Annotated in this window: 21 protein-coding genes; 13 read left to right on the top strand and 8 right to left on the bottom strand. The window is 70.1% G+C overall.

Annotated features, from left to right (window positions below):
* On the top strand, positions 1-2126 hold a 2126-nt coding region (locus H8R17_RS39455; RefSeq protein ID WP_223126001.1), incomplete at its 5' end, for a bacterial transcriptional activator domain-containing protein.
* 137 nt (positions 2127-2263) lie between these two features.
* Positions 2264-2998, top strand: coding sequence for an A24 family peptidase (locus tag H8R17_RS39450; RefSeq protein ID WP_316959673.1), 735 nt, complete (start codon positions 2264-2266; stop codon positions 2996-2998).
* A gap of 72 nt (positions 2999-3070) precedes the next feature.
* Here the strand turns inward: H8R17_RS39450 and H8R17_RS39445 are convergent, their stop codons facing one another.
* Positions 3071-4402 carry a hypothetical protein gene (locus H8R17_RS39445; protein ID WP_187828010.1) on the bottom strand — a complete coding sequence of 444 codons (1332 nt, stop codon included), beginning with the start codon at positions 4400-4402 and terminating at the stop codon, positions 3071-3073.
* 165 nt (positions 4403-4567) lie between these two features.
* Here H8R17_RS39445 and H8R17_RS39440 point away from each other — a divergent pair, with 165 nt between their 5' ends.
* From H8R17_RS39440 to H8R17_RS39410, 7 genes are all read left to right on the top strand, one after another.
* Complete coding sequence (locus H8R17_RS39440; RefSeq protein WP_187828009.1) at positions 4568-4717, top strand: hypothetical protein; 150 nt, start codon at positions 4568-4570, stop codon at positions 4715-4717.
* A 19-nt stretch (positions 4718-4736) separates the two neighbouring features.
* Positions 4737-5909 carry a cupin domain-containing protein gene (locus H8R17_RS39435; protein ID WP_187828008.1) on the top strand — a complete coding sequence of 391 codons (1173 nt, stop codon included), beginning with the start codon at positions 4737-4739 and terminating at the stop codon, positions 5907-5909.
* Entirely contained in the window at positions 5906-6811 is a 906-nt protein-coding gene (locus H8R17_RS39430; protein ID WP_187828007.1) for an aldo/keto reductase, read from the top strand. The genes H8R17_RS39435 and H8R17_RS39430 overlap by 4 nt, the downstream gene beginning before the upstream one ends.
* A complete protein-coding gene (locus tag H8R17_RS39425) occupies positions 6792-7412 on the top strand; it encodes a hypothetical protein (protein WP_187828006.1) in 621 nt (206 codons plus the stop codon). The genes H8R17_RS39430 and H8R17_RS39425 overlap by 20 nt, the downstream gene beginning before the upstream one ends.
* A 103-nt stretch (positions 7413-7515) precedes the next feature.
* Positions 7516-8658: a tyrosine-type recombinase/integrase gene (locus H8R17_RS39420; protein ID WP_316959672.1), complete on the top strand. Its 1143-nt coding sequence runs from the start codon at positions 7516-7518 to the stop codon at positions 8656-8658.
* A 560-nt stretch (positions 8659-9218) separates the two neighbouring features.
* A complete protein-coding gene (locus H8R17_RS48975; RefSeq protein WP_316959671.1) occupies positions 9219-11174 on the top strand; it encodes a tyrosine-type recombinase/integrase in 1956 nt (651 codons plus the stop codon).
* Positions 11171-11749, top strand: coding sequence for a DUF6262 family protein (locus H8R17_RS39410; protein WP_223126000.1), 579 nt, complete (start codon positions 11171-11173; stop codon positions 11747-11749). The genes H8R17_RS48975 and H8R17_RS39410 overlap by 4 nt, the downstream gene beginning before the upstream one ends.
* Here the strand turns inward: H8R17_RS39410 and H8R17_RS39405 are convergent.
* The 3 genes from H8R17_RS39405 to H8R17_RS39395 form a co-directional block, all read right to left on the bottom strand.
* Positions 11715-12563, bottom strand: coding sequence for an aminoglycoside phosphotransferase (locus tag H8R17_RS39405; protein ID WP_187828004.1), 849 nt, complete (start codon positions 12561-12563; stop codon positions 11715-11717). The genes H8R17_RS39410 and H8R17_RS39405 overlap by 35 nt on opposite strands.
* Before the next feature lie 81 nt (positions 12564-12644).
* Positions 12645-12950, bottom strand: a complete 306-nt coding sequence (locus H8R17_RS39400; protein ID WP_187828003.1) for a hypothetical protein — start codon at positions 12948-12950, stop codon at positions 12645-12647.
* Positions 12951-13051: 101 nt separating this feature from the next.
* Positions 13052-14116, bottom strand: coding sequence for a protein kinase family protein (locus H8R17_RS39395; RefSeq protein WP_187828013.1), 1065 nt, complete (start codon positions 14114-14116; stop codon positions 13052-13054).
* A 171-nt stretch (positions 14117-14287) separates the two neighbouring features.
* Here H8R17_RS39395 and H8R17_RS39390 point away from each other — a divergent pair, with 171 nt between their 5' ends.
* Complete coding sequence (locus tag H8R17_RS39390; protein ID WP_187828002.1) at positions 14288-14521, top strand: hypothetical protein; 234 nt, start codon at positions 14288-14290, stop codon at positions 14519-14521.
* Between the two features lie 526 nt (positions 14522-15047).
* On the opposite strand, the gene H8R17_RS39385 is transcribed toward H8R17_RS39390, so the two are convergent.
* Together H8R17_RS39385 and H8R17_RS39380 are read right to left on the bottom strand one after the other, a co-directional pair.
* On the bottom strand, positions 15048-15452 hold the full coding sequence (locus H8R17_RS39385) for a restriction endonuclease (RefSeq protein WP_187828001.1): 405 nt from the start codon (positions 15450-15452) through the stop codon (positions 15048-15050).
* Positions 15449-15946: a hypothetical protein gene (locus H8R17_RS39380; protein ID WP_187828000.1), complete on the bottom strand. Its 498-nt coding sequence runs from the start codon at positions 15944-15946 to the stop codon at positions 15449-15451. Before H8R17_RS39380 ends, H8R17_RS39385 begins: the two co-directional genes overlap by 4 nt.
* Before the next feature lie 190 nt (positions 15947-16136).
* On the opposite strand from H8R17_RS39380, the gene H8R17_RS39375 reads away from it, so the two are divergent.
* The 3 genes from H8R17_RS39375 (at position 16137) to H8R17_RS39365 (ending at position 18688) form a co-directional block, all read left to right on the top strand.
* The gene (locus tag H8R17_RS39375; protein WP_187827999.1) at positions 16137-17453 is read left to right on the top strand and encodes a hypothetical protein; all 1317 of its coding nucleotides are present in this window, start codon (positions 16137-16139) and stop codon (positions 17451-17453) included.
* Positions 17450-18022, top strand: a complete 573-nt coding sequence (locus tag H8R17_RS39370) for an N-acetyltransferase (RefSeq protein WP_316959670.1) — start codon at positions 17450-17452, stop codon at positions 18020-18022. Before H8R17_RS39375 ends, H8R17_RS39370 begins: the two co-directional genes overlap by 4 nt.
* A 300-nt stretch (positions 18023-18322) precedes the next feature.
* Positions 18323-18688, top strand: coding sequence for a hypothetical protein (locus H8R17_RS39365; protein ID WP_187827998.1), 366 nt, complete (start codon positions 18323-18325; stop codon positions 18686-18688).
* A 141-nt stretch (positions 18689-18829) separates the two neighbouring features.
* On the opposite strand, the gene H8R17_RS39360 is transcribed toward H8R17_RS39365, so the two are convergent.
* Both H8R17_RS39360 and H8R17_RS39355 read right to left on the bottom strand, forming a co-directional pair.
* Entirely contained in the window at positions 18830-19216 is a 387-nt protein-coding gene (locus H8R17_RS39360) for a hypothetical protein (RefSeq protein WP_187827997.1), read from the bottom strand.
* The gene (locus tag H8R17_RS39355) at positions 19216-21627 is read right to left on the bottom strand and encodes a DEAD/DEAH box helicase (protein WP_187827996.1); all 2412 of its coding nucleotides are present in this window, start codon (positions 21625-21627) and stop codon (positions 19216-19218) included. The genes H8R17_RS39360 and H8R17_RS39355 overlap by 1 nt, the downstream gene beginning before the upstream one ends.
* Positions 21628-22196: the final 569 nt, after the last annotated feature.

Below are 22196 nucleotides of genomic sequence, written 5' to 3'. Positions count from 1 at the left end.
CGTCGGCGAGGCCGTCCGCCCCCGCACAGCAGGACGAGCCCGCCCCCGTCTCCTCCCAGACGCCCTCGCACGCAGAGCCCGCCGCCGACCAGCAGGACGACTCCGTGGTCGGCGTACGGGAGGCCGCCGGGATCGGCATGCTCCTCGCTGGGTGCCTACTCGCCACCGTGGGCATCAAGCGGACGCTGCAGCGCCGCCGCCGACGCCCAGGCGAAACCATCGCGATGCCGGACGAACCGGTCCGCCTGGAACAGATCCTGGAGACGAACGCCGAACCCGCCAGCGTCGAACTGCTCGACACCGCACTGCGCACCCTGGCCCACCACGCCGCCCAGGAGAGCCGGCCGCTGCCCGCCGTACGCGGCGCCCGGGTCACCTCCCGCACCGTCGACCTCCTCGTCGACACCGACATCGACACCGCCGAACCGCCAGCGCCGTTCACGCACACAGCCGACGGACGCTGGACCCTGGACGCCGCCCAGCCCCTCCTGGACCCCGACGACGCCCGTGCCGTACCTGCCCCGTACCCCGGCCTTGTCACCCTGGGCACCGACCCCGACGGCAGCCACCTGCTCCTCAACCTGACCCACGTGCGCGTGCTCCTGCTCGACGGAGACCCGGACGCCGTCCGCGACACCGCCCGTGTCATCGCCCTGGAGGCGGCCACCAGCGCGTGGAGCGACCACGCCGAAATCCTCACCGTCGGCCTGGACACCGAACTGCCCGCACGGCTACCCAAGGGCCGTCTGCGGGCCGTGCCGCATCTTCGCGCCGCCCAGAGCGACCTGGGCGAACTACTCCTCGAGCACCACCAGAACCCCGTCGACGAGGACGACGAGCAGCCGGCCCCGCTGCCCTGGATGCTCATCTGCGCCGCCGACGCCACCAAGGACGAAGCCCGCCAGCTGGCCGCCGCCCTCGCCGCCGCACGTGACCTCCCCGTCGCCCTGGTGCTCCCCGCCTACGGAGCACGTACGGCCTTCCCCAACTTCCCGCTCCTGCCGGTCGGCACCGACGCGCCCCAGCCCTTCGACCTCCTCGACAGCGACCTGATCGTGCAGTCGCTCACCGAAGAGGAATACCGCGAATTCCTCGACGTGCTGCACACCGCGGATGAGCCGGCCCGCCCCGCCGAGGGGCCCTGGCAGTTCGTACCACCCATCCACCTCGACCAGTCTGCCGAGCCGAGCAGCCTGCCCCTGCCCCACCTCGTGGGCCCGGCCACCATGCCCGAGACCCCCTTCACAGCGCTCGCCACCGCATCGACGCCTCCGCCGGTACGCGTCCTCGCACCACTCACCGAAGACACCGCGGACGAGCACGACACCCCCGCCGACCCCGCCACGGATCCCGGTACTCCGTCGTCCGAAGCTGACGAACCAGCCGAAGCGATCGACCTGCACGGCCCTGAGATCCAGGTGCTCGGCCCGGTCACCGTCACCGGCATCCAGGCCTCCGGCCACGGCCCCAAGCTCGCCCAACTCGCCGCCCTGGTCTACTTCAAGCCCGGCATCACCGGCTCCACCGCGAGCGAGGCCATGGACCCCCGCAGCCCCTGGTCCAAGACCACGTTGCAGGCACGTATCTCCGAACTGCGCACCCGCCTGGGCACCGACGCCGACAACAACCTCTACCTGCCCCGCGACCGCAGCGGCAGCTACCGCTTCACGCCCAAGGTCCGATGCGACTGGACCCGCTTCTCCCAGCTCGCCGAGCGCGGCCTCGCCAAGGGCCCAACGGCCGGCACCGCCGACCTTGAGGCCGCCATCGCCCTTGTACGCGGGCGCCCCTTCGACGGCATCGACCCCGTCTGGGCCGCCGCCCGGATCCAGGAGATGCTCGTGCGCATCACCGATGTCGCCCACACCCTGGCCACCTGGCACCGCACCGCACCACGCCCCACCCTGGACGCGGCCCGCCGCGCCGTCCGCATCGGACTCGACGTCGACGACAGCGCCGAACTCCTCTACCAGGACTGGATGCTGATCGAAGACCAGGCGGGCAACCACGACGGCGTACGCAGCGCCTTCGACACCATCCAGGGCATCAACCGGCGCCTCGACGTCGGGATGGAGCCCGAGACGGAGCGCGTTTTCGACGGGATCATGAGCCGCAGCGCAAGCTGACCAGCGGTCCCCGCACGGCGGACATCCTTGAAAACATGCAGGTCACAGGATCGACGCTGAGCGCCGTCCGGCGCCAAACGCGGCCGACCGGATCGACGGCAGGCAGCCGCAGAGGGGCGCATATTAGGGTCCGTCCGGTGGAGACGTTGCTGATCGTCATAGCCGCAGCCCTGTGGGGCTGCGGGGCCGGCCTGCTCGTACCAAGAGCCGCGTGGCGGCTCGCCGTCGCACCGGACGAGCCGTGGCGAGCGACGTGCCCCGCCGGGCATCCGTTCACCGGTGTCGGAAGCGGATGGATCGGGCGAGCCCGCTGCGCCGACGCCACCTCGTACGGTCCGAGCACACCCGTCGTCGCCGGCGTCACAACCCTCGCCTGTGCGGTCCTCGCCGCTGCCACAGGTGCCCGGCCCGACCTGGGCGTCTGGCTGGTGCTGGCACCCGTCGGAGTACTGCTCGCGGCTGTCGACTTCGCGGCACACCGGCTGCCCGACGTCGTGACGCTGCCCCTCGCCGCGACCGCGCTCGTCTTGCTCGCCGTTGCCGAGCTGCTGCCCCAAAGCGGCGGCAGTTGGACGACCGCGCTGCTCGGCTCCCTCGCGCTCGGCACCGGCTACTTCGCTCTCTTCCTGATCAATCCCGCCGGCATCGGCTTCGGCGACGTGAAACTCGCCCTCGGCCTGGGCGCCGCCCTGGGCTGGTACGGCTGGGACATCCTCCTCGTCGGCACCTTCGCCGGGCTCCTGTTCGGCGCGCTGTACGGCGTCGGCCTCATCCTCGCGCGCCGGGCCAACCGCAAGACGGCCATCCCGTTCGGCCCGTTTCTGATCGCAGGGGCGTTCGGCGGCGTACTCCTGGGCTCCTACCTTGGGTGAGCGCGGGACAAGGGCAACTGCTATCACTCGGGCGGGACCGGCCTGGCCCGCCCGCTGTGGAAGCCGTCGTTCTCAGCCGGCCACGACGTCGCGTAGTTCCCGTACAGCGCGCTCGCGGTGGTGCTGTGCGGGGATCGCCTCGTATAGGTCCAGGGCACGGCGGCGGACCAGACCGGTGCGGAAGTCGACGGGCAGCGCCGTCAGGGCGTCGACCGCACGACGGCACGCCTGCTCGGTGTCGCCGTCGTGATGGGAGCACGCCGCCGCGTCGATGTTCAGCAGAGTGCGCGTCATGGTGCTGGTCGGCGCGGACAGCTCCAGGGCGCGCTCCTGGCTGACGTGGGCGAGGCGGGTCTCCCCGAGCGTGGTGAACGCGTGGCTGAGGTGGACGTGGTGCTTCTGCTCGCCGTACGTCAGCCACGTGTCCGACCGCTCGCCCTCGGGGAGCCGGTCCATGAGGGCGTCGGCGGCCTCGAGCGCGGCGCGGGCCTGCTCGCTCTGGTGGTTGAGGGCGTAAGCACGGGCGGCGACCGCGGCCGCCAGCGTCGCCGCGGTGGTCGGCCGGTGCCCGGCGACGTGACGGGCCCGTTCGGCGAGGCCGGCCGCCGCCTTCGGGGCGCCGTAGTTGAGCGGGACCATCGCCTCGCGGGCGAGGACCCAGGCGTGCAGCTGGTCGTCGCCGGATTCGGCGGCGGCCCGGGCGGCCGTGGCGAACCATGCACGGGACTCCCGGCGGCTGCCCAGGTCGTGTAAGACGATCGCGGTCATCCCGGCCATCTGCCCGGCCGTGCGGCACAGCCGCGCCCGTACCGGTGCGGGCTGCGGGACGGTGAGCAGCGGGCGCAGGGCCGTGAAGTCGCCGACCAGGTCGGCCAGGACGCGGGTGGGCTGCTGTCCGTGGTAGCCGTACCCGTAGCTCTCGGCTGCGGCCTCGAGGTCGGCCAGGTCCTGGGGAGTGTCGGGGGAGAGGGTCTGGTCGACGTCGGTCCGGGCGGCGGTGAGGGCGGCGAGGGCCGGGGCGGTGAGGCCGGCGGCCAGCGCGCCGCGCAGCAGGTTGCGGCGCTTCATCGGATCATCTTCTCCATGGTGGGACTCCGTGCTGTGGGCGGCGGTGTCTTCCCAGGGTTGCGCAGCGAGCCCCAGTAGGGCACCGGGAATGCGCAGTCCGCCGGCGATTCTCTCGACAGTTGCCAGCGCGGTGACAGATGCGGTTCCCCGGGCGATCTGGCTGACGCGATCGGATTTGAGCGCGCACGCCTCCGCGATCCGGTTGAAGGAGATTCCCGCGTCGTGGGCCATCGCGAACACCGTGGTGAAGTCCCGCTCGCGCAGGGCCCGGACGAACACCGGGTCGGTCAGCAGGCTTCGCGGCGCTTGAGCGGGTGACGGCGGTAAGTCGTCCACAAGTCCCCCTGAAATCTCGTGGAATGACAGTTCGTCAGCCCAACGACCATACCCACCGTGGGGGCCCCGTCACGGGGTTATCGCCAGGGTCCGCCGTGGCTGTACTGGAGGTGTTCGCGGCCGCGGCTGTCCAGGGCCCGGCTACCAATCCCGCAGGAGGATTCCATGCAGAGTCCCGCCACGCCCCCGCCCGCCACGTCCGGGCCGTCGACCAGCGGCCTGGTCCGCTCCCGCCGGGCGATCGTCGCCGCCCGGGGCCGCAACGCCATCCCCTCGGACGGCGGCGGCACCGGCAAGAGCGACGGCAACGACTGACGAGCGGGAGCCCTACGCGATGACGCACACGTCCATCGCGGCGTGCCTGGGCGAGGACTTCCTCGCCCAGGCACTGCACCGCGAATACCGCCACGTGCCCGGCGCCCTCGATGTCGCCGGACTGATGACCTGGGACGACCTCAACCAGATCCTCGCCGGCCACCGTTTGGAGCCGCCGCGGATGCGGCTGTCCCGCGACGGCGAGACGTTGCTGGTTGGCGGCTACACCACGCCGGTGGCCACCCGCCGCCACACGGTGTGGCACCGCCTGCACCCGGCCGAACTGCACGCCCGCCTCCAGGAGGGCGCCTCCCTCGCCCTGGACAGTGTCGACGAACTACACCCGCCCCTCGCCCGCCTCTGCGAAGCGATCGAGCGTGACCTGCGCACCCGTGTGCAGGCGAACCTCTACGCGTCGTGGACCAGCACCGAGGGGTTCGGCGTTCATTGGGACGACCACGACACCGTCATCGTCCAGCTGGACGGCGCGAAGCGGTGGAAGATCTACGGCACCACCCGCCCGTTCCCGCTGTACCGCGACATCGACGACCCCGGCGAGGCACCCACCGAGCCGGTCGCCGACCTGGTCCTGTGGCCGGGCGACGTGCTGTACGTGCCGCGCGGCGTGTGGCATGCGGTCTCCGCCGACCAGGGCACCCGCTCCCTTCACGTCACCTGCGGCTTGCAGACCCACACGGCGACTGACCTGATGGCGTGGGTGTCCGAGCAGCTGCTCGCGCACGAGGACTGGCGGCGCGATCTGCCGCTGCTCGCCGCGCCGGACGTTCAGGCCGACGCCGTGGACGGGATGCGCAAGCGGCTCGCCGAACTGCTGGACGACCCGACGCTGCTCGCCCGCTACCGGGCCGCGATGGACGGGCAGGCCGTCGGCCGGATGGTGCCGAGCCTGCCGTACATCGACGGCGTCCCCGTCGACGGCGGTCTGCGGGTGCGGCTGACGACCGCCCGCGCGGTGTTGGAAGTCGGCGAGGACGCGGTGACGCTGTCTGCCGCAGGGAGCACGTTCGAGTTCGCGCCCGAGGCGGAGGCGGTGCTGCGCCCGCTGGTCGACGGGCGGACCGTGGACCTGGCCGCGCTCGCCGACACGGCCGGCCTCGCCCTGGAGGACGTCGTCGGGCTGGTCCAGGAGCTCGTTGCCGGGCAGGCCGCGACGGTGGGGAGCCTGCTGTGACCGCACAGCTCGCCCTCGGGACCTACCGGTGCCGGGCGATCCCGGAGGCGGCTGCCTGTGCGGCCGCCTCCGGCGCGTGGATCGACACCGCCCCCAACTACGCCACCGGCCGCGCACAGATCCTTCTGGCCCCGGCCCTGGCCGCCCACCCGTCCCTGAACGTCTCCACCAAGACGGGGTACTTCACCGCGGCCACCGGCACCGACGCCGTGAACGCCGGTGTCCTCACCGAGGACCAGGCCGCCGCCGGGCACAGCCTCGCCCCCGACTACGTGCGCTGGCAGACCGGCCGCAACCGCGAGCAGCTCGGGCGTGACCGGCTGGACCTGGTCCTGCTGCACAACCCCGAGCGCGCCCACCCCGGCGACCGCCCCGCCCTGCACCAGGCGATCCGCGATGCCTTCGCCGTCCTGGAGGAAGCAGTGGCGGCCGGGCATGTGACCGGGTACGGCATCGCCACGTGGGCGGGCCTGGAAGAGGAGGCGTTCACGGTGGGGGAGCTGCTCTCCCTGGCCGCCGAAGCCGCCGGCGGACAGCACCACCTGGTCGCCCTCCAGCTGCCGGTCAGCCTGGTGATGATGACGCCGATCGTGCAGGCCCTTCACGGACGGGGCCCGCTCCCGGCCGCTGTGGACGCGGGCCTGCGGGTGATGGCGTCGGCCCCGCTGCACGGCGGGGAGCTCCCCGGCATGGTCGACCAGGAGCTCGCCGACCTCATCCGGCCGGGCCTGACCCCCGCACAGGCGTGCGTCCTCGCCGTCGCGTCATGCCCAGGGGTGACAAACGTCCTTCTCGCCGCCTCCGGTGCGCCACACTGGAAAGAGGCGGCCGACGCCGTCGCCCAACCCTCCCTGACCGCCGCCCAGTTGCGGGAGATCACCGATGTACTCACCTCCCCCTGACCCGGACACCGAACAGCGCATGCGCGCCCACCACGCGCACACCGCCGAGGTCCTGGACGTCCAGGTGGAGCCGGGCGCAGAGTTCTGGGGTTGGTCCGGGCGCACTCTGGGAGCCCCGGTCCGCACCGCCGCCGGCGCCCCGGCGTGGCTGCGACTGGTGTCCGCACCGGAGGACAAGGCATCGGGGAAGTTGTGGGACGGCGCCCTCGACGCCCAGCACGCCTTTGGCGACCTCGACGGCCACCGCCCCGCCCTCCTGGCCGTCCACGACGCCGTCGACGACACCACCGCCTACCGGGCGGAACTGTCGGCCCGCGTCGACCAGCCGGTCCTGTCCGACGACCCGATCCTCCAGCACGACCTCCAGCTACCGGACTCCTGGTGGACCGGCCTCGCCGGGACGCTGGAGAAGGTGGCGGCCGTCAGCACCGACCGCGTCGCCGTACGGCAGCAGTACATGGACCGGGCCATCCCCGAGTTCGTGGGCATCCCGGCCCCGGCCGCGCCCAGCTGGACCACAGCCCATTCTGATCTGCACTGGGCGAACATCGCTTCGCCGCTGCTCCTGTTGGACTGGGAGGGATGGGGACGCGTTATCTAGAGGTGGGTTTGAGCCTTGAGCGACGTGAGTTCAGTCGTCACTCTTCCGTGTGCCTTATACCTATCTGATAGGTCGTAGGGACGTTTGGCTCGTTGGTCCGTCCGTGAAGTTCCATGCTGAGAAGGTGACGCTCCCCGGTGCCGTACTTGCGGTGGCGTGGGTCGTGGTCGACGAGCTGTACCGGATGCACGTCGAGGCGAGTACGTACCTGGAGAGCCTGCGTGGCCGCCACTGTTCCCCAAACACACTGCGGAACTACGCCAGCCGGGTCGCTCTGTATCTGACGTGGTGCGATGAGCGCGGGCTGTCCTGGTCGGCGCCGGGCTTCGAGAATCTGGTGAAGTTCCGGGACTGGCTGGTCAGCGAGCCGTTGCCCGCCCGAGGGAAGAAGCCTTCTGCCCGTCCCCGGTTCCGCTCGGACGGCAGCGCGGACGCGGTTCTGGGCACCATGACCGAGTTCCTGGGATTCGGCGTCCAGCACGGCTGGGTGACCGTCGACTTCGCGCTGATGCTCTCGCATCCAAAGTACCTGCGGTTCCTGCCACAGGGCTTCAGCGCCGGTGAGGGCGGCAGGTTCCGCGAGATCCAGACGCGGACGCTGAAGTTCAAGGGGGACACCCCGGGCATCGAGTTCCTCACCGCTGAACAGGTGGAGTTGATGATCCGCCTGGCGAGGAACGCCCGTGACCGGTTCTTGCTCGTGCTGATGCGGGCCACCGGCATGAGAGTCGGGGAGACGCTCGGCCTTCGCCGCGAGGACCTGCACCTGCTTCCCGACTCGCGCGGCTTGGGCTGCTTCCACCAAGGGCCGCATGTCCATGTCCGGCGCCGCGACGACAACGCCAACAACGCGCTCGCGAAGTCCCGTCTGGCGCGCGTGATTCCGGTCGAGTCCGAGGTCATCGACTACTACCGGGAGTATCAGTGGGAACGTGAGCAGGTTCCGGAGGCGGCCGGCTGCGACATGGTCTTCGTGAACCTCTTCCGGGCCCCGCTCGGTGGGGCCATGAGCTATCCGAACGCCAAGCAGCTCTTCGACCGGCTCGCCAAGTGGGCGGAGATCGTCGCGCGGCCGCACATGATGCGGCACACCGCGGCCACGGAGTGGCTTGAGGCCGGTGTCCCGGACGATGTGGTGTCGGATCTGTTGGGCCACCAGTCTCCTCAGTCCCTCAAGCCCTACAAACACATCAAGGACCAGCGGAAGCGCGAGGCCGTCGAGCGTGTCGCGGCGGCAAGGCGGTGACGGCCGTCACGACGGCCACGGCCGTCGACCCGGCGGGCCCGTCGCCATTCGCCGTCGACTGGACGGGATGGGAGCGGTGGCTGCGCGAGCAGGTTGATCCTGCCTGGCGGCCGGGTGAGTGGGAGGAGAAGTGGTGGCTGTTCACGGGCGACCCTGACAACCCGCGGACCTCGATCTGGCAGTGCCAGACTCCGGCCTGCACCATCGGCGTCTACTCTCGCCGGGGGCGGTGTTACGCCTGCCAGCGGGACCACAAGGCGGCCAGCATCTCGTGGGAGGAATTCGACCGTACCTACGTCCTGGACCGGAGGCTCAGAGACGGAGTCGATCCGGAGGATTGCCTGGTCGTCTGGGACGGCACTCGATGTGGTCGCGCCGGCCATAGCCACGGCCTGTGCATCGTGCATTACGGGACCTGGGGGCGGTTGCGCCGGCTTCACGGAGAAGCGCGTACGCCTGATGTCGCGCGGTGGGCGGCAATGGGCCAGGCGACTCCGTTCCCAAGTCCGCCGCCTTGTTCGGTCAGCGCATGTCCGAACAAGGCCCTGCACGATCGGACCGTGCTCTGCGTCTACCACCTGCGGAAATGGAACACGCAGAAGGAGCCCCGCTCTACCACGGCGGACGCCGTGGCCTGGGCGGCGCGGCAGGCCCCGGTGCTCGACTCCTACCGCTTCTCGCTGATCCAGTTGTCACCCCTTCTGCGGCTGGAGGTGACCTACGGCCTGCAGCGACGCGACGAGCTGGGCAGCCCCCTGGATCCCCGAACGGTGCGGCAGATCGGCCCGGTTCTTGCCAGGCACAACACCAGCCTGGCCATGCGCGATGACCAGCTCGCCGGGCACTTCGAGCGGCAGCTGAACCCGCACTGCGTCTTCCGGCAGGTCGCTTGGTCCGTCCGGCGGGGCTACGTCGAGTTCTCCGGCACGGATCCCTGGGGCGAAGACCGCCTCGATCTGCGGGCCGCCGGGCTGAAATCCACCAGCCGCACGGGACGTCGCCGCACGGCGGGGGTCGCGGATCTGTCGGTCCTCCCCCAGCCCTGGCTGCGGGACCTGCTGCGACGCCGGACCGAGGCCGAGCGGCCCAACAGCGATCAGTTCGGACGCTGGCTGCGAGCCGCCACCCTGGCTGGCAAGGGCATGAACCGTCTGCCTGGTGGCGGCCGTGAGCTCTCCAGCCTCGGCTTTGCGCACATGCAGGCGGCCTTCGAGGAGATCGCCTCCGACCGCCGCCGCGACGGCAAGCTCTGCGGCTCCAAGTTCCGCAGCGACCTGCTCGGAGTGTTCTTCCAACTGCTGGACTTCGGCCGGTTCGCCGGACTTCTCGACGAGGCTCCCGGTAGCTTCGCGCGGCACCCCTCACACAGCATCCCCAAGGAGGACACCAACGAGGAGGAGATCGGCAAGGCCATCCCCGAGCCGGTCATCGCTCAGATGGACGCCGCGTTGGACTCGATCGCCGCCGGGATCACCTACGGGGACCTGTCCGACGCCGAGATCCGGGAGATGTTCCAGACCCTCTACGTAGTGCTGCGGGACTGCGGCCGTCGTCCCCTGGAAGTGGTGTCTCTGCCCCGGAACTGCCTGGAACACGACGGCGACGATGTCGAGTTGATCTGGGACAACCACAAAGGCCGCCGCCTGCGGCGAAGGCTCCCGCTCAGCCGCGAGACCGTCGAGAGGATCAAGCGGTGGCAGCAGATCCGCGACGAGATCCCGGCACCGCGGCACAGCGACGCCTACCTCTTTCCCGCGATCTCGGACTACAGCGGCGTCGCCCACATGAACTCCGTGTCCCTCAGCGCGGCCGTCCGCAACTGGGTCGACACGCTCCCGGAACTACTCAGTGACGTCGTCGGCCCCGACGGGCAGCTGGTGCCGTTCGACCGGTCCTTGATCTTCCCCTACGCGTTCCGGCACTCGTTCGCGCAACGGTTCGCGGACGCCGACACACCCCTTGACGTGCTGCAATCCCTCATGGACCACGATGATCCAAAGACGACGATGGGCTATTACCGCGTCACCCTGGAGCGGAAGCGGAAAGCGGTAAAGAAGCTCAGTCTGATGGTCACCGACCGGCACGGGGCCGCGAAGCCGTGCTCCCCGCAAGCATACGAGCACCGGTCGGTTGCCGTCCCGTTCGGCGGCTGCACCGAGCCGTCCAACGTCAAAGCCGGAGGGCAGGCATGCCCGCTGCGATTCCAGTGCGCGGGCTGTGGTTTCTACCGCCCTGACCCCTCCTACCTGCCCGCGATCGAGGACCAGATCAACAGCCTGCGCTCTGACCGCGAGACTGCCCAGGCGATGGACGCCGCCGACTTCGTGATCGGCAACCTCACCGCGCAGATTGCCGCCTACCAGCAGGTCGCGGCCACGATGCGCGACGGCCTGACGGCCCTGCCGGACGAGGAACGGGCGGAGATCGAGGAAGCGGCGTCCATCCTGCGGCAGGTCAGATCCGGGAGTGCGCGACCGCTGCTGCCGCTGTCCGTCGTCCGCGAGGCGGCTCCATGACGGCTGTCCGGACACCCGCTCAGGTCCTGGCCGAGGCCCGCAGAGCGGACAGCCAGCGCAAACGGCACAGCGTCCTGGCGGCACTCCAGGACATGGCGGCGGCTGGCGAGCGCATCAGCTTCGCCACGGTCGCGCGAGCGGCCGGAGTGTCCACCTGGCTCGTCTATGCCGAAGGAGTACGCGAGCACGTCCAGGCCGCGATCGACCAGCAGTCACATGAACCTGCGAAGGCCCGAAGCCAGGGCCGGCAGAGCAGCCCGGCGAGTCTGAAGACCGACCTCGCCCTGGCCCGGGAAGAGATCACCGCTCTGCGGGACGAACGCGACCGGCTCCGTGAGGCCGTCCGGCAGCAACTCGGTCAGCAACTCGGCCAGGTCAGCAATCGGCAGCTGACCGAACGCGTCACCGAACTCACCGAACAAGTACGGCAGTTGGAGCGGTCCGAAGCCCAGGCCAGGACCGAGGCTGAGCAGCTCGGCTCACGCGTTGCGGAGCTGCAGGCCGACCTTGCGGCGGCCCGCACCAGTCTGCGGAAGATGATCAGGCAGCAGGCGGGCCCACCCGACGGGCAATGACTTCGGCCGGCTCGTCCAGCAGTTCGGAGGCCAGGTCCAGCAGCGGGGGCGTCAGTTCGGGGTGATCGCCCCTGCTGCCCGCCATCAGCAGCTCTGCCACCGCGAACAACTGAACCTGACGTCCTCCACTGCCGGTCAGGAGCCCGGAGAAGCGGTCCGCGATCTCCGCCGCCACGACGGGCTGCAAGAGTGAGTACGCCCGAAGAACGGCAACATCCCACCCCGCCGGCGCCAGCCCCCATCCCTCCCAGTCGAGAAGAACGCATGCCGGAGCCGTCAGATTCGCCCAGTGCAGATCACCATGGCTGGCTTTCCACACGGTGACTTCCGGGGCAACTCGGCCGCCGCTGAGCCACTCCAAGCGCCGGTTCACCAAGTCCTGACGGACCGACACCCGGTCTGTCGCAGTCATCGCCACCGCGTCGAGGGACATCTCGAGCCCCTTCCACCAGCTCTCCGCCAACCGGACAGGCCCCCGCAGCTCGGGCGTCACGGAGACCGGGCTGTCCTCGACGAACGTCGAAAGCTCGGCCCGGAAACGGAGACCCTCCTCAACCCAGTCACGGAACTCCACCAGCTCCGGCCGGGATGCTCCCGCGATGACCTGCGCGGACTCGTTACCCGTCCAGAGCTTCTCGCTGACCTTGTCCGCCGGCGCGACGACTACCCGAACCCACCTGGCGAGCCCGTCCGCCGCCACCTTGCCGCCCAGGGTCCGCCCCCTCCAGCCCTCAGCCCGCACCCCATCGACGACCTGGCAGCCAAACGCCTCCGCAGATCGAGCGAACGCCTGCCGCAACCGCTGCAGATCCACTTTCGAAGGTTGCCACACCGGTCTTGATCACCCTCTCGGCTCAGGTCTCGAACCCGCTCAACGGATAACCGTCTCGGCGAGTCACTCCCAACTCGGCATCTGATGGAGACGGGCCCACATCTGCCAGCCGCCATCGCTTCGTTTCTGCCAACCATCCGGCTCCGGACCGTGCTCCATGAAGCGCTGAAGCCGCGACTCGGCCCACTCAGCGAATGACTTTCGCACATCGCCTTGAAGGCCGGGCCGCACGACAATCCGCGCCCGCACGCCGCCTTCAACCTCTTCGATCAGAAGGCAACCCTGCACATCCGGCTCATCCGCTCGACCGAAGTCTTCTTCCTCGACTGGCCAACCCATCGCGGCGAGTCGTGCTTCTGCGCTGTCCATAGCGGCACCCTAAGCAACAGCACTGACATCCGATTCAGCCCCGGACGCCCATATCGGATGTTGTGTGCTTCTCCGCAGGGGCCCATGACCCCATAGGCGCATCAGACGGGGGTGTCCTGCTGCCCAATCCGGCGGATCGCCTCCAGCGGGTAGGGGGTCTCCCGGCTCTCCTCCTGGAGCTTGCGGAAGAAGTCCCACATCACCGCGGCGAGCGGCGCATGGCGGGCGATGATCGCCGCGGCCGCCTCCGGGATTCCCGTGGGGCGCTCGCCCTCGGCGCACGCGCGCACCAGTGCGTAGCGCTCGTCCCACCCGTACCCGTACAGGGCAGTGACCAGCCAGTACACCAGGTACGAGGCCGTGTAGCAGTGGTCGTGGCTTTGGTGCCGGTCGTGGAAGGCGGCCTCGTCCAGGGACAGGTCGAAGCGGGAGGAGAGCGCGAGGCCGTAGTCCGCGAAGTACAGGCGGCGGCCGTCGGTCAGGATGTTCTTGAAGTGGGCGTCGAAGTGCAGCAGTCCGCGGGCGTTCATGAACGAGGTGCCGGCTTTGAGCTCGTTGTCCACCATGGCGCAGGCCCGCCCGGCCACCTCAGCGCCGGCCCCGATCTGGACGCCCAGCCAGTCGTGCAGGGTCTGCGGGATGTACTCCAGGAACAGCATGAGGCTCGCCGTGGACTGCTGGAGGGCCTCGATCCGGCGGCGTACCGCCGATCCGCCTCCCCAGTAGGCGACAGCTCGTTCCACATCGGCCAGTTCCTCGGGAAGTGGCTGGCCGGCATCTGGTAGCACCCGCCAGTGGTAGGTCAGGGGGAAGCCCTCGTAGTCTCCCGCGATCACCCAGTTCGTGGTCATGGTGTGCACGGCCAGCTCCCGCCAGGCGCCGAACTGCGGGCCGCAGACGGTGCCGATGCCGTACTGGCAGAAGGAGGGCACTCCGAACAGATTCGCCGTGGAGTGGACGTTCTCCGGCCGTCGCTCCAGATCGGTCAGGCGTAGCTGCTTGACGAAGACGGGGGTTCCGCCGACCTGCAGCAGTACTGTCTTCCCGCCGATACCGAAACCGATCGGTGTGGCGGCGTCCACGAGCTCGTGCAGTCTGCGATCACTGCACAGCGCCAACGATGTTGAAACGGCACCGTGGGCGGCCAGACGAGCACCGCGGGACATGTCAGGGCTCTTCACCTATGCCTCCAGCCGGGCACCCGCCTCTCGCGCAGCCACTTCAACAAACGCCCAGGCAGGAGCTGTTCGCCACCCTCTCACAGCGCACATGCCTCACATGGCTCAGCACCACCCAGCCCTGCCACCTGCATAGATAGGCGCGACATCTAGATAAGAATGGCTCCGGAGGGGTTCGACGGCGCCACGCTCTACGCCTACTCGCTGCTGCAGCCGGACGTCGCCGCCCGAGTCCGCGCAGTCTTCCCCGTGCTGGGAAGCCTGGCCGGCCTTGCCGCCGAAGCGACCGTGTGCGCCCAGCTGCTCCAGACCGTGAGCCGCGGGGACAACCTCACCCTCGCCGACCCGCTGCGGGACTGGTCCGAGGAACTGCGCCGCCGCCAGGCTGAGTAGGCGTCTGGTCATCCGTGCAGGCGCGCAGGTACTGGTGAACACAAGCCCGGAGCTTCCGGACACACCACGGGCCCCAGGGAATCGGCCATGACATCCCTGGGGCCTGGCTCGGGGGGCACCCCGGTCAACGACGCTGAGTCGAGTAGGTATCGGCCGAGGGCCGCTCGCCGGAGCAGTTGAGTCCCTGCTCGTTCACCAGTCCCAGGCCCTGACCGAGGTGCATCCCGGGGTGAGTGGGCGCAGTTTTTCGGGGTGTGGGGACAGCCTGACACAGCGGGTGCGGGTGCCGCCCTTCGGGCCGCGGGCGGCCCTGCGGGTGGATTGCGGGCGTCCTTCGGACGCGTTCACCGCAATCCAGTCCGCGCAAGCGCGGACCGCTCCTGGCCTGCTCGCTGACGCTCGCGCACCGGCCAGGAGTGAAGTCCCCTGCTCGCTTTCGCTCGCGCACCGGGGACTTCAGCACAGCGGTCGCCGGGGCTTCGTGGGGTCGTCCGGCGCCGGCGGGGGAGGCGGCGCCGGACGACGATCAGGGGGAGGCCGTGGTGGTTGCCTCCGTAGCAGGAGCGGTTCCTTGGAGCCGGTCCAGCCGTTCGTACAGTGCCCGCAGCGTACGGGCCCGGTCCCTGATCCGGAGCAGGTTCCGCGAGGGCCGCGCCAGGCAGTCGTCGGCCTGGCCCATCACGAATTCGGCGAACAGACGCCGGCCGTCGTCCTCGGGCAGTCTGCCCGCGCACGCGCGGACATCGGCGGCGACCGCGTGGGCGGCCCCGGATAGCAGCAGCCCGACCTGTTCGTAGTCGTCGGGCCGCAAAGCTGCCGGATCGGACCACGCGAGCACCGCCCGGACCACCCGCTCGTGCGTCACGCGATCGAGCGGCAGCTGCGTGTCGATCCGGCCTTCGGGGTCGTACAGCACCGTGTGACCGTTCATGACACAGACGCCTCCGCCCGCGCGGCGGAAGCGAGCTCCCGCAGATGGGCGGCGAACCGGTCGGCCGCAACGAGCGCCGGCGGTGCGTCGCCGGGTGGGTGGCTGACCCAGTCGGCCGCAGCCGTGCCGTCCTGCGGCGTGCTCGGGGTGAGCAGCTGGTGCCCGCTGGAGAGCACCCGCACGCCGGGGATTCCCGCGAACGCGGTGCCCGAGTCGGCCGGCACCGCGACGTACAGCCGGTCGCTGAGGTGGTCGGCCAGGACCTGGTAGCCGCGCCGGGTGCCCGCGCGCATCGCGGCGAGCGCGTCCAGCCCGGCCGCCATCGGTTCGACGGCCACCGCGTCCCACTCCCGGCCGCACACCGCCCAGCCGGTATGGCTGCGGCTCAGCAGCCACAGCTTGCGCTTGGCGTCGGTGACCGCGGCCAGCTCGTGCCAGGTCGGGGCGGCGGGCTTCGTGGCCTTGGCTGTTCCTGCGGCGGAAGCGTTCGCCATCGCGCTCTCCCTGATCGGCCGTCACGTCACTGTCCACGCAAGCAGCAGCGACCCGTCGGATGCGACGTGACACCGATGAAAGAACGATGCAAGAAGGCCCGGTCCGGGTGAACTACGGCCAAGGCCGGGCAGGTAGAGGAGGGGGAGCGGTACGGTCGCCGCACCCGTCCGACACGCGCCCGGAGCCGGTATGGCCGACCACAGCAAGCCCGTCCCCAACACCCGACTGCGCGCTGTCCGCGAACTCGAATTCCAGATGAGTCGGCGCGAGTTCGCCAAGAAGATCAACGACACCGGCAGGGCGATGGGGGAGAACGTCGCCTGCGGCCCGCGCCTGGTCGCCGACTGGGAAGACGGCAACGTCGCCTGTCCCCGCGCCGTCTACCAGCGCATCCTGACCCAGATGACCCGTGGGCTGAGCATGGCCGACCTCGGCTTCGTCCTGCCCACGCCAGCACCGCCCGCACGGCCCGCCGCTAGGCCGTCCGGGCAGCAGGAGGATTCGGTGGAGCGACGCGCCTTCCTGTTCGACGGCGCCGGCGTGCTCCTGGCCCTCCCGCTCGGCACCGGGCAGACGCCGGGAAAGATCGGCGCGAGCGAGGTACGCGCCGTCAAAGCCGCCGTCACCACGCTGTACGCCAAGGACCACGACCACGGCTCCGCGCCGCTGCGCCAGGCCGCGTCCGAGGCGCTGCACACCGCCTACCAGTGGCTCCAGTCCGGCACCTACACCAGTCGCACCGAGTCGAAGCTGCGATCGGCGACCGGCGCCCTGTCGATCGCCGCCGGATGGCTCTCCTACGACTCCGGCCGCGCAGGCGACGCCCATTCCCTGTACGGCGAGGCCCTCGCCGCGGCGAGGATCGCTGAGGACCCCGAACTCGAGGCGCACGCCTTCGGCTGCCTCTCCTTACTCGCCAAAGCCTCCGGACGGCCCCGGGAGGCGATCTCCGCCGCGCAGGGCGCACAGGCCGTCGCCCGCCACCTCGGCTCCCCGCGGCTGCTCTCCCTGTTCAACATGCGCGAGGCCGGCGGCTGGGCACTGATGGGCGACGCCACCGCCACCGACAAGGCGATCGTCCGCGCCCACACCCTCTACGCCAAGGGCCCCTCCGACGCCGACCCGGCCTGGCTGGACTTCTACGCACCCGGCGAGCTCGCGGGCCTGGAATGCCTCGCCCGCGCGGATCTCGGCCAGCACGAACGCGCTGCCTCCGGCGCTGAACAGGCCGTTCTGCTGCACGGAGAGGCCTTCGCCAGAAACAGGGCCTTGTACACGGCCGACGTCGCCATCCAACATGCGGTGAGGGAGCGTCCCGAGCCCGAGGCAGCCGCCGAAGCCGCGGGCCGGGTCCTCGCGTTCCTCCCCGAAGTGCGCTCCGACCGGCTGCTGCAGTCCCTGCACAACGTCGCCGGCGCACTCCAGCGACACGGCCGCGTCCCCGCGGTCGCGTCCTGGATCGAGGAATACCGCGCTACCACCGCCACTGGAGGAGGACGGGCGTGACCAGCACCCGCACAGACGTCGTGATCCGCACCTACGGCCCCGGCCAGGTCCCGCCGATGCTCGACACCATCGCCGACATCTGGTCCGACGCCCACCCCGAACTGGTCGATATCCCCGGCGCCTCCACCGACGGTCTGTCCGCCTCCGCGCTGCGCCGTCAGGTCACCGGGCACCTCCGGCACGAGGGCTTCACTCTGGTCGCGGCCTACGCGAGCGGCTCCATGGTCGGATTCGGCTACGCCTTCCCGTGCACACCGGAGTATTGGTACGGCGAACTGCTCCCCGAGATCCCTGAACACGTCCGCGCGGGCCGCCTCATGGGCCTGTGCGAGCTCGCTGTCACCCCCGCCAGGCAGTCCCAGGGCATCGGCTCCCGCCTCCACACAGAGCTGATCAAGGCCATCAATCCTGACTACGCCTCGCTGCTGGTCCGCCCGGACAACACCGCCGGCCGGACCCTGTACGAACGCCTCGGCTACACCTACGCAGGCCCCTACCGCAACGAACCCAGCGGCCCGGTCTACGACCTCCTGCTCCTCAAGGTCGACCATGAGGCCGACGCACACTGACGGCGCGCACTCTCCGCCGCCCGCCAGATGGAACGCGGCGGCGAGCTGGTGGCGGAAGCCGCCTTGGGGAACCGCCTCACCGCCCCCTCCCGGCCCGAAGGGGGAGCAGCCAAGGATCCCAGGGGCTACACGCACACCAGTGCGATGCCGCAGCTCAGAGCCCACGGCATCGCACTCAAGTGCGTGTAGACCCTGGGACAACACTGCGCACCTTCCGGCGGGCCCGATTACGTCGTGAACCTCCTTTGTCGCCCGTGTGGGTGACGACGTTCACCGACCAACCGAGAGACCCTCATGGACATGAACAAAGGACCATCGGGCCCGGTGCCACCCACCTCCACCAGGGCGCAACTCATCGAATCCGGCGTGCTGGTCGACGTGCCGACCCTCGCGTTGCAGACCGCCGGGCTCCCCTTCCTCGTTGGCTTCACTACGACGGCATGGGCCATGTACGTCGGTGACCAGGAGGGCCGACTGGAGATGGTCTTGACCGAGGTTGGACGCACCGTCGCCCAGATGTTCCCCGAGAGTGAGAGCGGCGTGGTCTCCGGCCTGTCCACGATCTCCGGGCAACTCCCGGGCCCCCGCGATCAGTTGCACGTAGAGATGCACCCCGGGGACCAGTCGGAGGTGGTGCTGACCTTGTTGCTTCCGGTCGACTACTGAAGACGGACCCCGGGCCACGGCGCGCCCGGATCACCCCGAAGGTTCACCAGAATGCGCCCCGCCCGGGGCGGTCGCCGAACGCTGGGACGACGTCTGGCAGCTGGCCGGGATGTTGTCGCGCAGCGCGGAGGTCCGGCGCACTCACCAGTTGTCGGGTGCGCTGCCCACCCACGCGATCGGCCGGCCCTCGCTGTTGCGGCCCCAGTGCGGTTCCTCCATCGAGGTCTCGTGCCCGTCGGGCAACACGCAGATCCGCCCCCAGCGGCCGTGCTTGCCCGCACAGAGCCCGGCGAGCCGGTCCGCGTCGCCCTCCGCCACGGCCTGGTCGTAGCGGTCCTGGAACGGCTGGAGACGGGCGCACAGCTCCAGCCCGAGCTCCGTCTCCGCAGCCTCCACCCGAGCCCGCGCCTCCTGCACCCCCGGGTCGGACAGCACAGCCGAGATGACGTCCTCCGCCTCCGCGAAGGCCCTGGTGCGGGCGTGCCGCCGCACGGCGTCCTGCACGCGCCGCTCTTCCCCTGCGGTCATCACGCCGCTCCTTCCGTGGCCGCCCACTCCAGCCCGAGGCCGGCCAACGCGGCGAGCTTGTCGACGGTCAACTTAGCCCGGCGGCTCTTGCTGTTGGACAGGAACACCCCGAGCTTCACCTCCGACCCGTCCGGCAACGCCTCTACGTGGCCCCTGGGGACCGTCACAGAGCCCGTGCGGGCCTTGTACTGCGCCAGGGCCGCAACGCCCCTCTCGAAGGCGCTCACGGGCGCCGTGGACGGCTCCGCGGACACGTCCGGCACCGGGACCGGAGCCGACGCCAGCGGGGTGACGCCGACGGCCTCCAGGCGCTCGCGCTGCCCGTCGGCCAGCGCCTCCCACACCTCGGGCTTCCGCTGCCGGGCCAGCCACTTCCCCACGTCCATCCCGTGCACGGTGAAGCCGGGCAAGACCTCCGCCGGGCCTTCCTCGTCACGCACCAGCTCGCGCAGCGCGGCGTAGTGCCTCTGCCACTCGGTGGGCCACAACGGGTTCCAGTCCTCGTCCACGGCCGCCAACGCGGCCTCCCACTCCGGGTGTTCGGCCAGCGCACCGGGACGGCGCAAGTTGGACAGCCACTGCCCCACCGGCTTATCCAGCGCCGCCGCCGACCGGGGAGCGCACAGCGTCCAGTGCTCCTGGTAGTACACCCGGGCCGCCGCCAGGTTCTCCTGGAACCGCGCATCGGCCGCCGACCAGGCCATGCCCAGCTTCTCCAGCCGCGCCGCGCGCCGGCCGTTCATCTGCCCGGCCCCGTACGCGCGGCGCTGCTCCGCGACCCAGGTCCCCAGCGGGAACGCGCCCTCCTTGTGCTCGTACGGCACCAGGGCGTGGCCCTCACGCTCGGTGAACTCCTTGAGCTTCGCCCAGCCGCGCGCCCAGTCCTGCCGCTCCGTGTCGATCACGTTGAAGCTGACCCAGTTCGCGACCATCGCCGGATCACGCGGAGCCGCAAAACGGAGCAGCAGCCGGGTTTCTTCCTCGTTATCACCGGGCGCGGCACCGATGTACTCGGAGGGCTGCGCGACGTCCTTCTGAGGCTCCTGCGGAATCGCTAGCAATTCCACGGCCTCTTCATCGTGAGCCCGCAGACCCTCAAGAACTTTCACCAAAGGCCGGTACGAACCCGAAGTGAACATATCCTCCGGCGTCTCGTCGGGCTGGAGGAATACCGGCACGATCAAAGAGGCGAGCTTTCCCTGTCCGGGCTTCTGACGCAGCGCGCGGCCGATCGCCTGCACGATGTCGTGCGGCGCGCCCTTGGGGTCGAGCAGGGCCACGGAGTCCACGGCCCGGATGTCCACGCCCTCTCCGAGGACGCGGCAGTTGGAGAGCACGGCCCGCCGGGCGGTGGAGCCGAACTTGCCCAGCACGTCCCGCCGGCGCTCCGGGACGTGCTCGCCGCACAGCCAGTCCGCCCAGATCTCCGCCGGGTACTTCTCGGGCTGGTCGGCGTGCAGCCGCTTGGCCACGCGCTCCAGGCCCTCCGCGTACGCCGCGGCCTCTATGGTCCGGTGGTGGAAGGTGATGCAGGTCTGGAGGTTGTGCTGCTCCATCGTGTGCAGCAGCGCGGCCTGGAGGGCGCCCAGGCGCTGCCCGCGGACCTCCTCGGTGTGCCGCTCCTCGCCCATCAGCCGCTCGGGCGTCACGACCGGGTCCTGGAGCTCCAGGACGATGATCTGGTACCGCGCCAGCAGCTTGCGTGACACGGCCGACGCGAGCGAGAGCTTGTACAGGACAGGCCCGAAGACCTTCTCGTCGTCCATGGAGGCCGCCATCTCGCGCGGCAGCGGGTCGCGTACCCCTTCGGCGACCTCGCGGTTCAGCCGCTCCTCCCAGATCCGGGGCGTCGCCGTCAGGTACAGCCGGCGGTGCGCCGGGATCTTCGTCTGGTCGTGGATGTCCGCCCACGCCTTACCCATCGAGCCGGACGTCCGGTGCGCCTCATCGACCACCGCCAGGTCCACCGGGGCGAGCATCTGGCCGTAGGCGCCCTCGAACGCCTCCGTGAGCACGCCCAGCGACGCGTAGGTGGCGTAGATGGTGACCGGTCCGGCGCTGTGCCACAGCGCCAGCTGCACGGTGTTGGTGGTGCTCCGGACGCCCAGGTGCCACAGCTCCGGATCGTCCAGCGGCGAGCACACCATGACCGCCGGCCCCTTGTGCCCGGCGCCGCTCCACGCCTTCACGGTCTGCGCCAGGAGATCCAGGGTCGGCACCACAACGAGAATGCGACCCTTGGGCACAATCCTTTTCGCGGAGGCCGCCGCGATGATGGTCTTTCCCGTTCCGCACGCGGCGTGCACCTGCCCGCGCAAGCCATTCCAGGGAATGCCGCCCGGCGGGATATCGAGGCCGCGCACGATGGCGGCTACGGCCTCAATCTGGTGTTCACGCAGTTTCACGGCCATTCCCGTGTTCTCCTTTTCGCGGAATGCGGCGCGTAATAGGAATGAGAGTCCGGCGCGGTGAGTGGCGGGCCGGGTAGTGGTGTCTGATCCCAGACTCTACACACTCAGCACCCGTGATGCATCACCCATGCGGCAGCTTCCCCCTGTGGGCTGATACTTGGCTGAATCTCGCCCCGCGCGCACGGTTCATAGGGTATGCTGGCGGGGTATTGGTGAACGTGAGCGGACGGTTTCGGGAGTTGAGGAGGCGTCAGGGTGGAGCGCAGCGGAGCCCGTCACTGCGGTGGGGCCGGCACCCCGTCAGGCCGACGGTCCGTCACTTCCGTTGCGGGAGTGGTGGCTGGGATTCCCAAGCCCTACACAGGCCCGCGCGTGATGCACCTCCCCCTGCTGCCAGCCCCGGCGACCGCGCTTGCGCGGGTGCCCACAATTCGCGCAAGCGCGAATTGTCCCGCCTTTTGAATTCCGCTTGCGGAATTCCATTCCGGCGCTTGCGCCGGAATCCGAATTGCGCTTGCGCAATTCGCGCTCTATGCCCCGGCTTGCCGGGGCATATCCCGCTCCGCGGG

The sequence above is a fragment of the Streptomyces sp. TRM68367 genome, assembly GCF_014495685.1.
In the GTDB taxonomy this organism is placed as follows: domain Bacteria; phylum Actinomycetota; class Actinomycetes; order Streptomycetales; family Streptomycetaceae; genus Streptomyces.
Note: the sequence above shows the minus strand (reverse complement) of the source record. Positions and strands in the feature narration are given on the sequence as shown.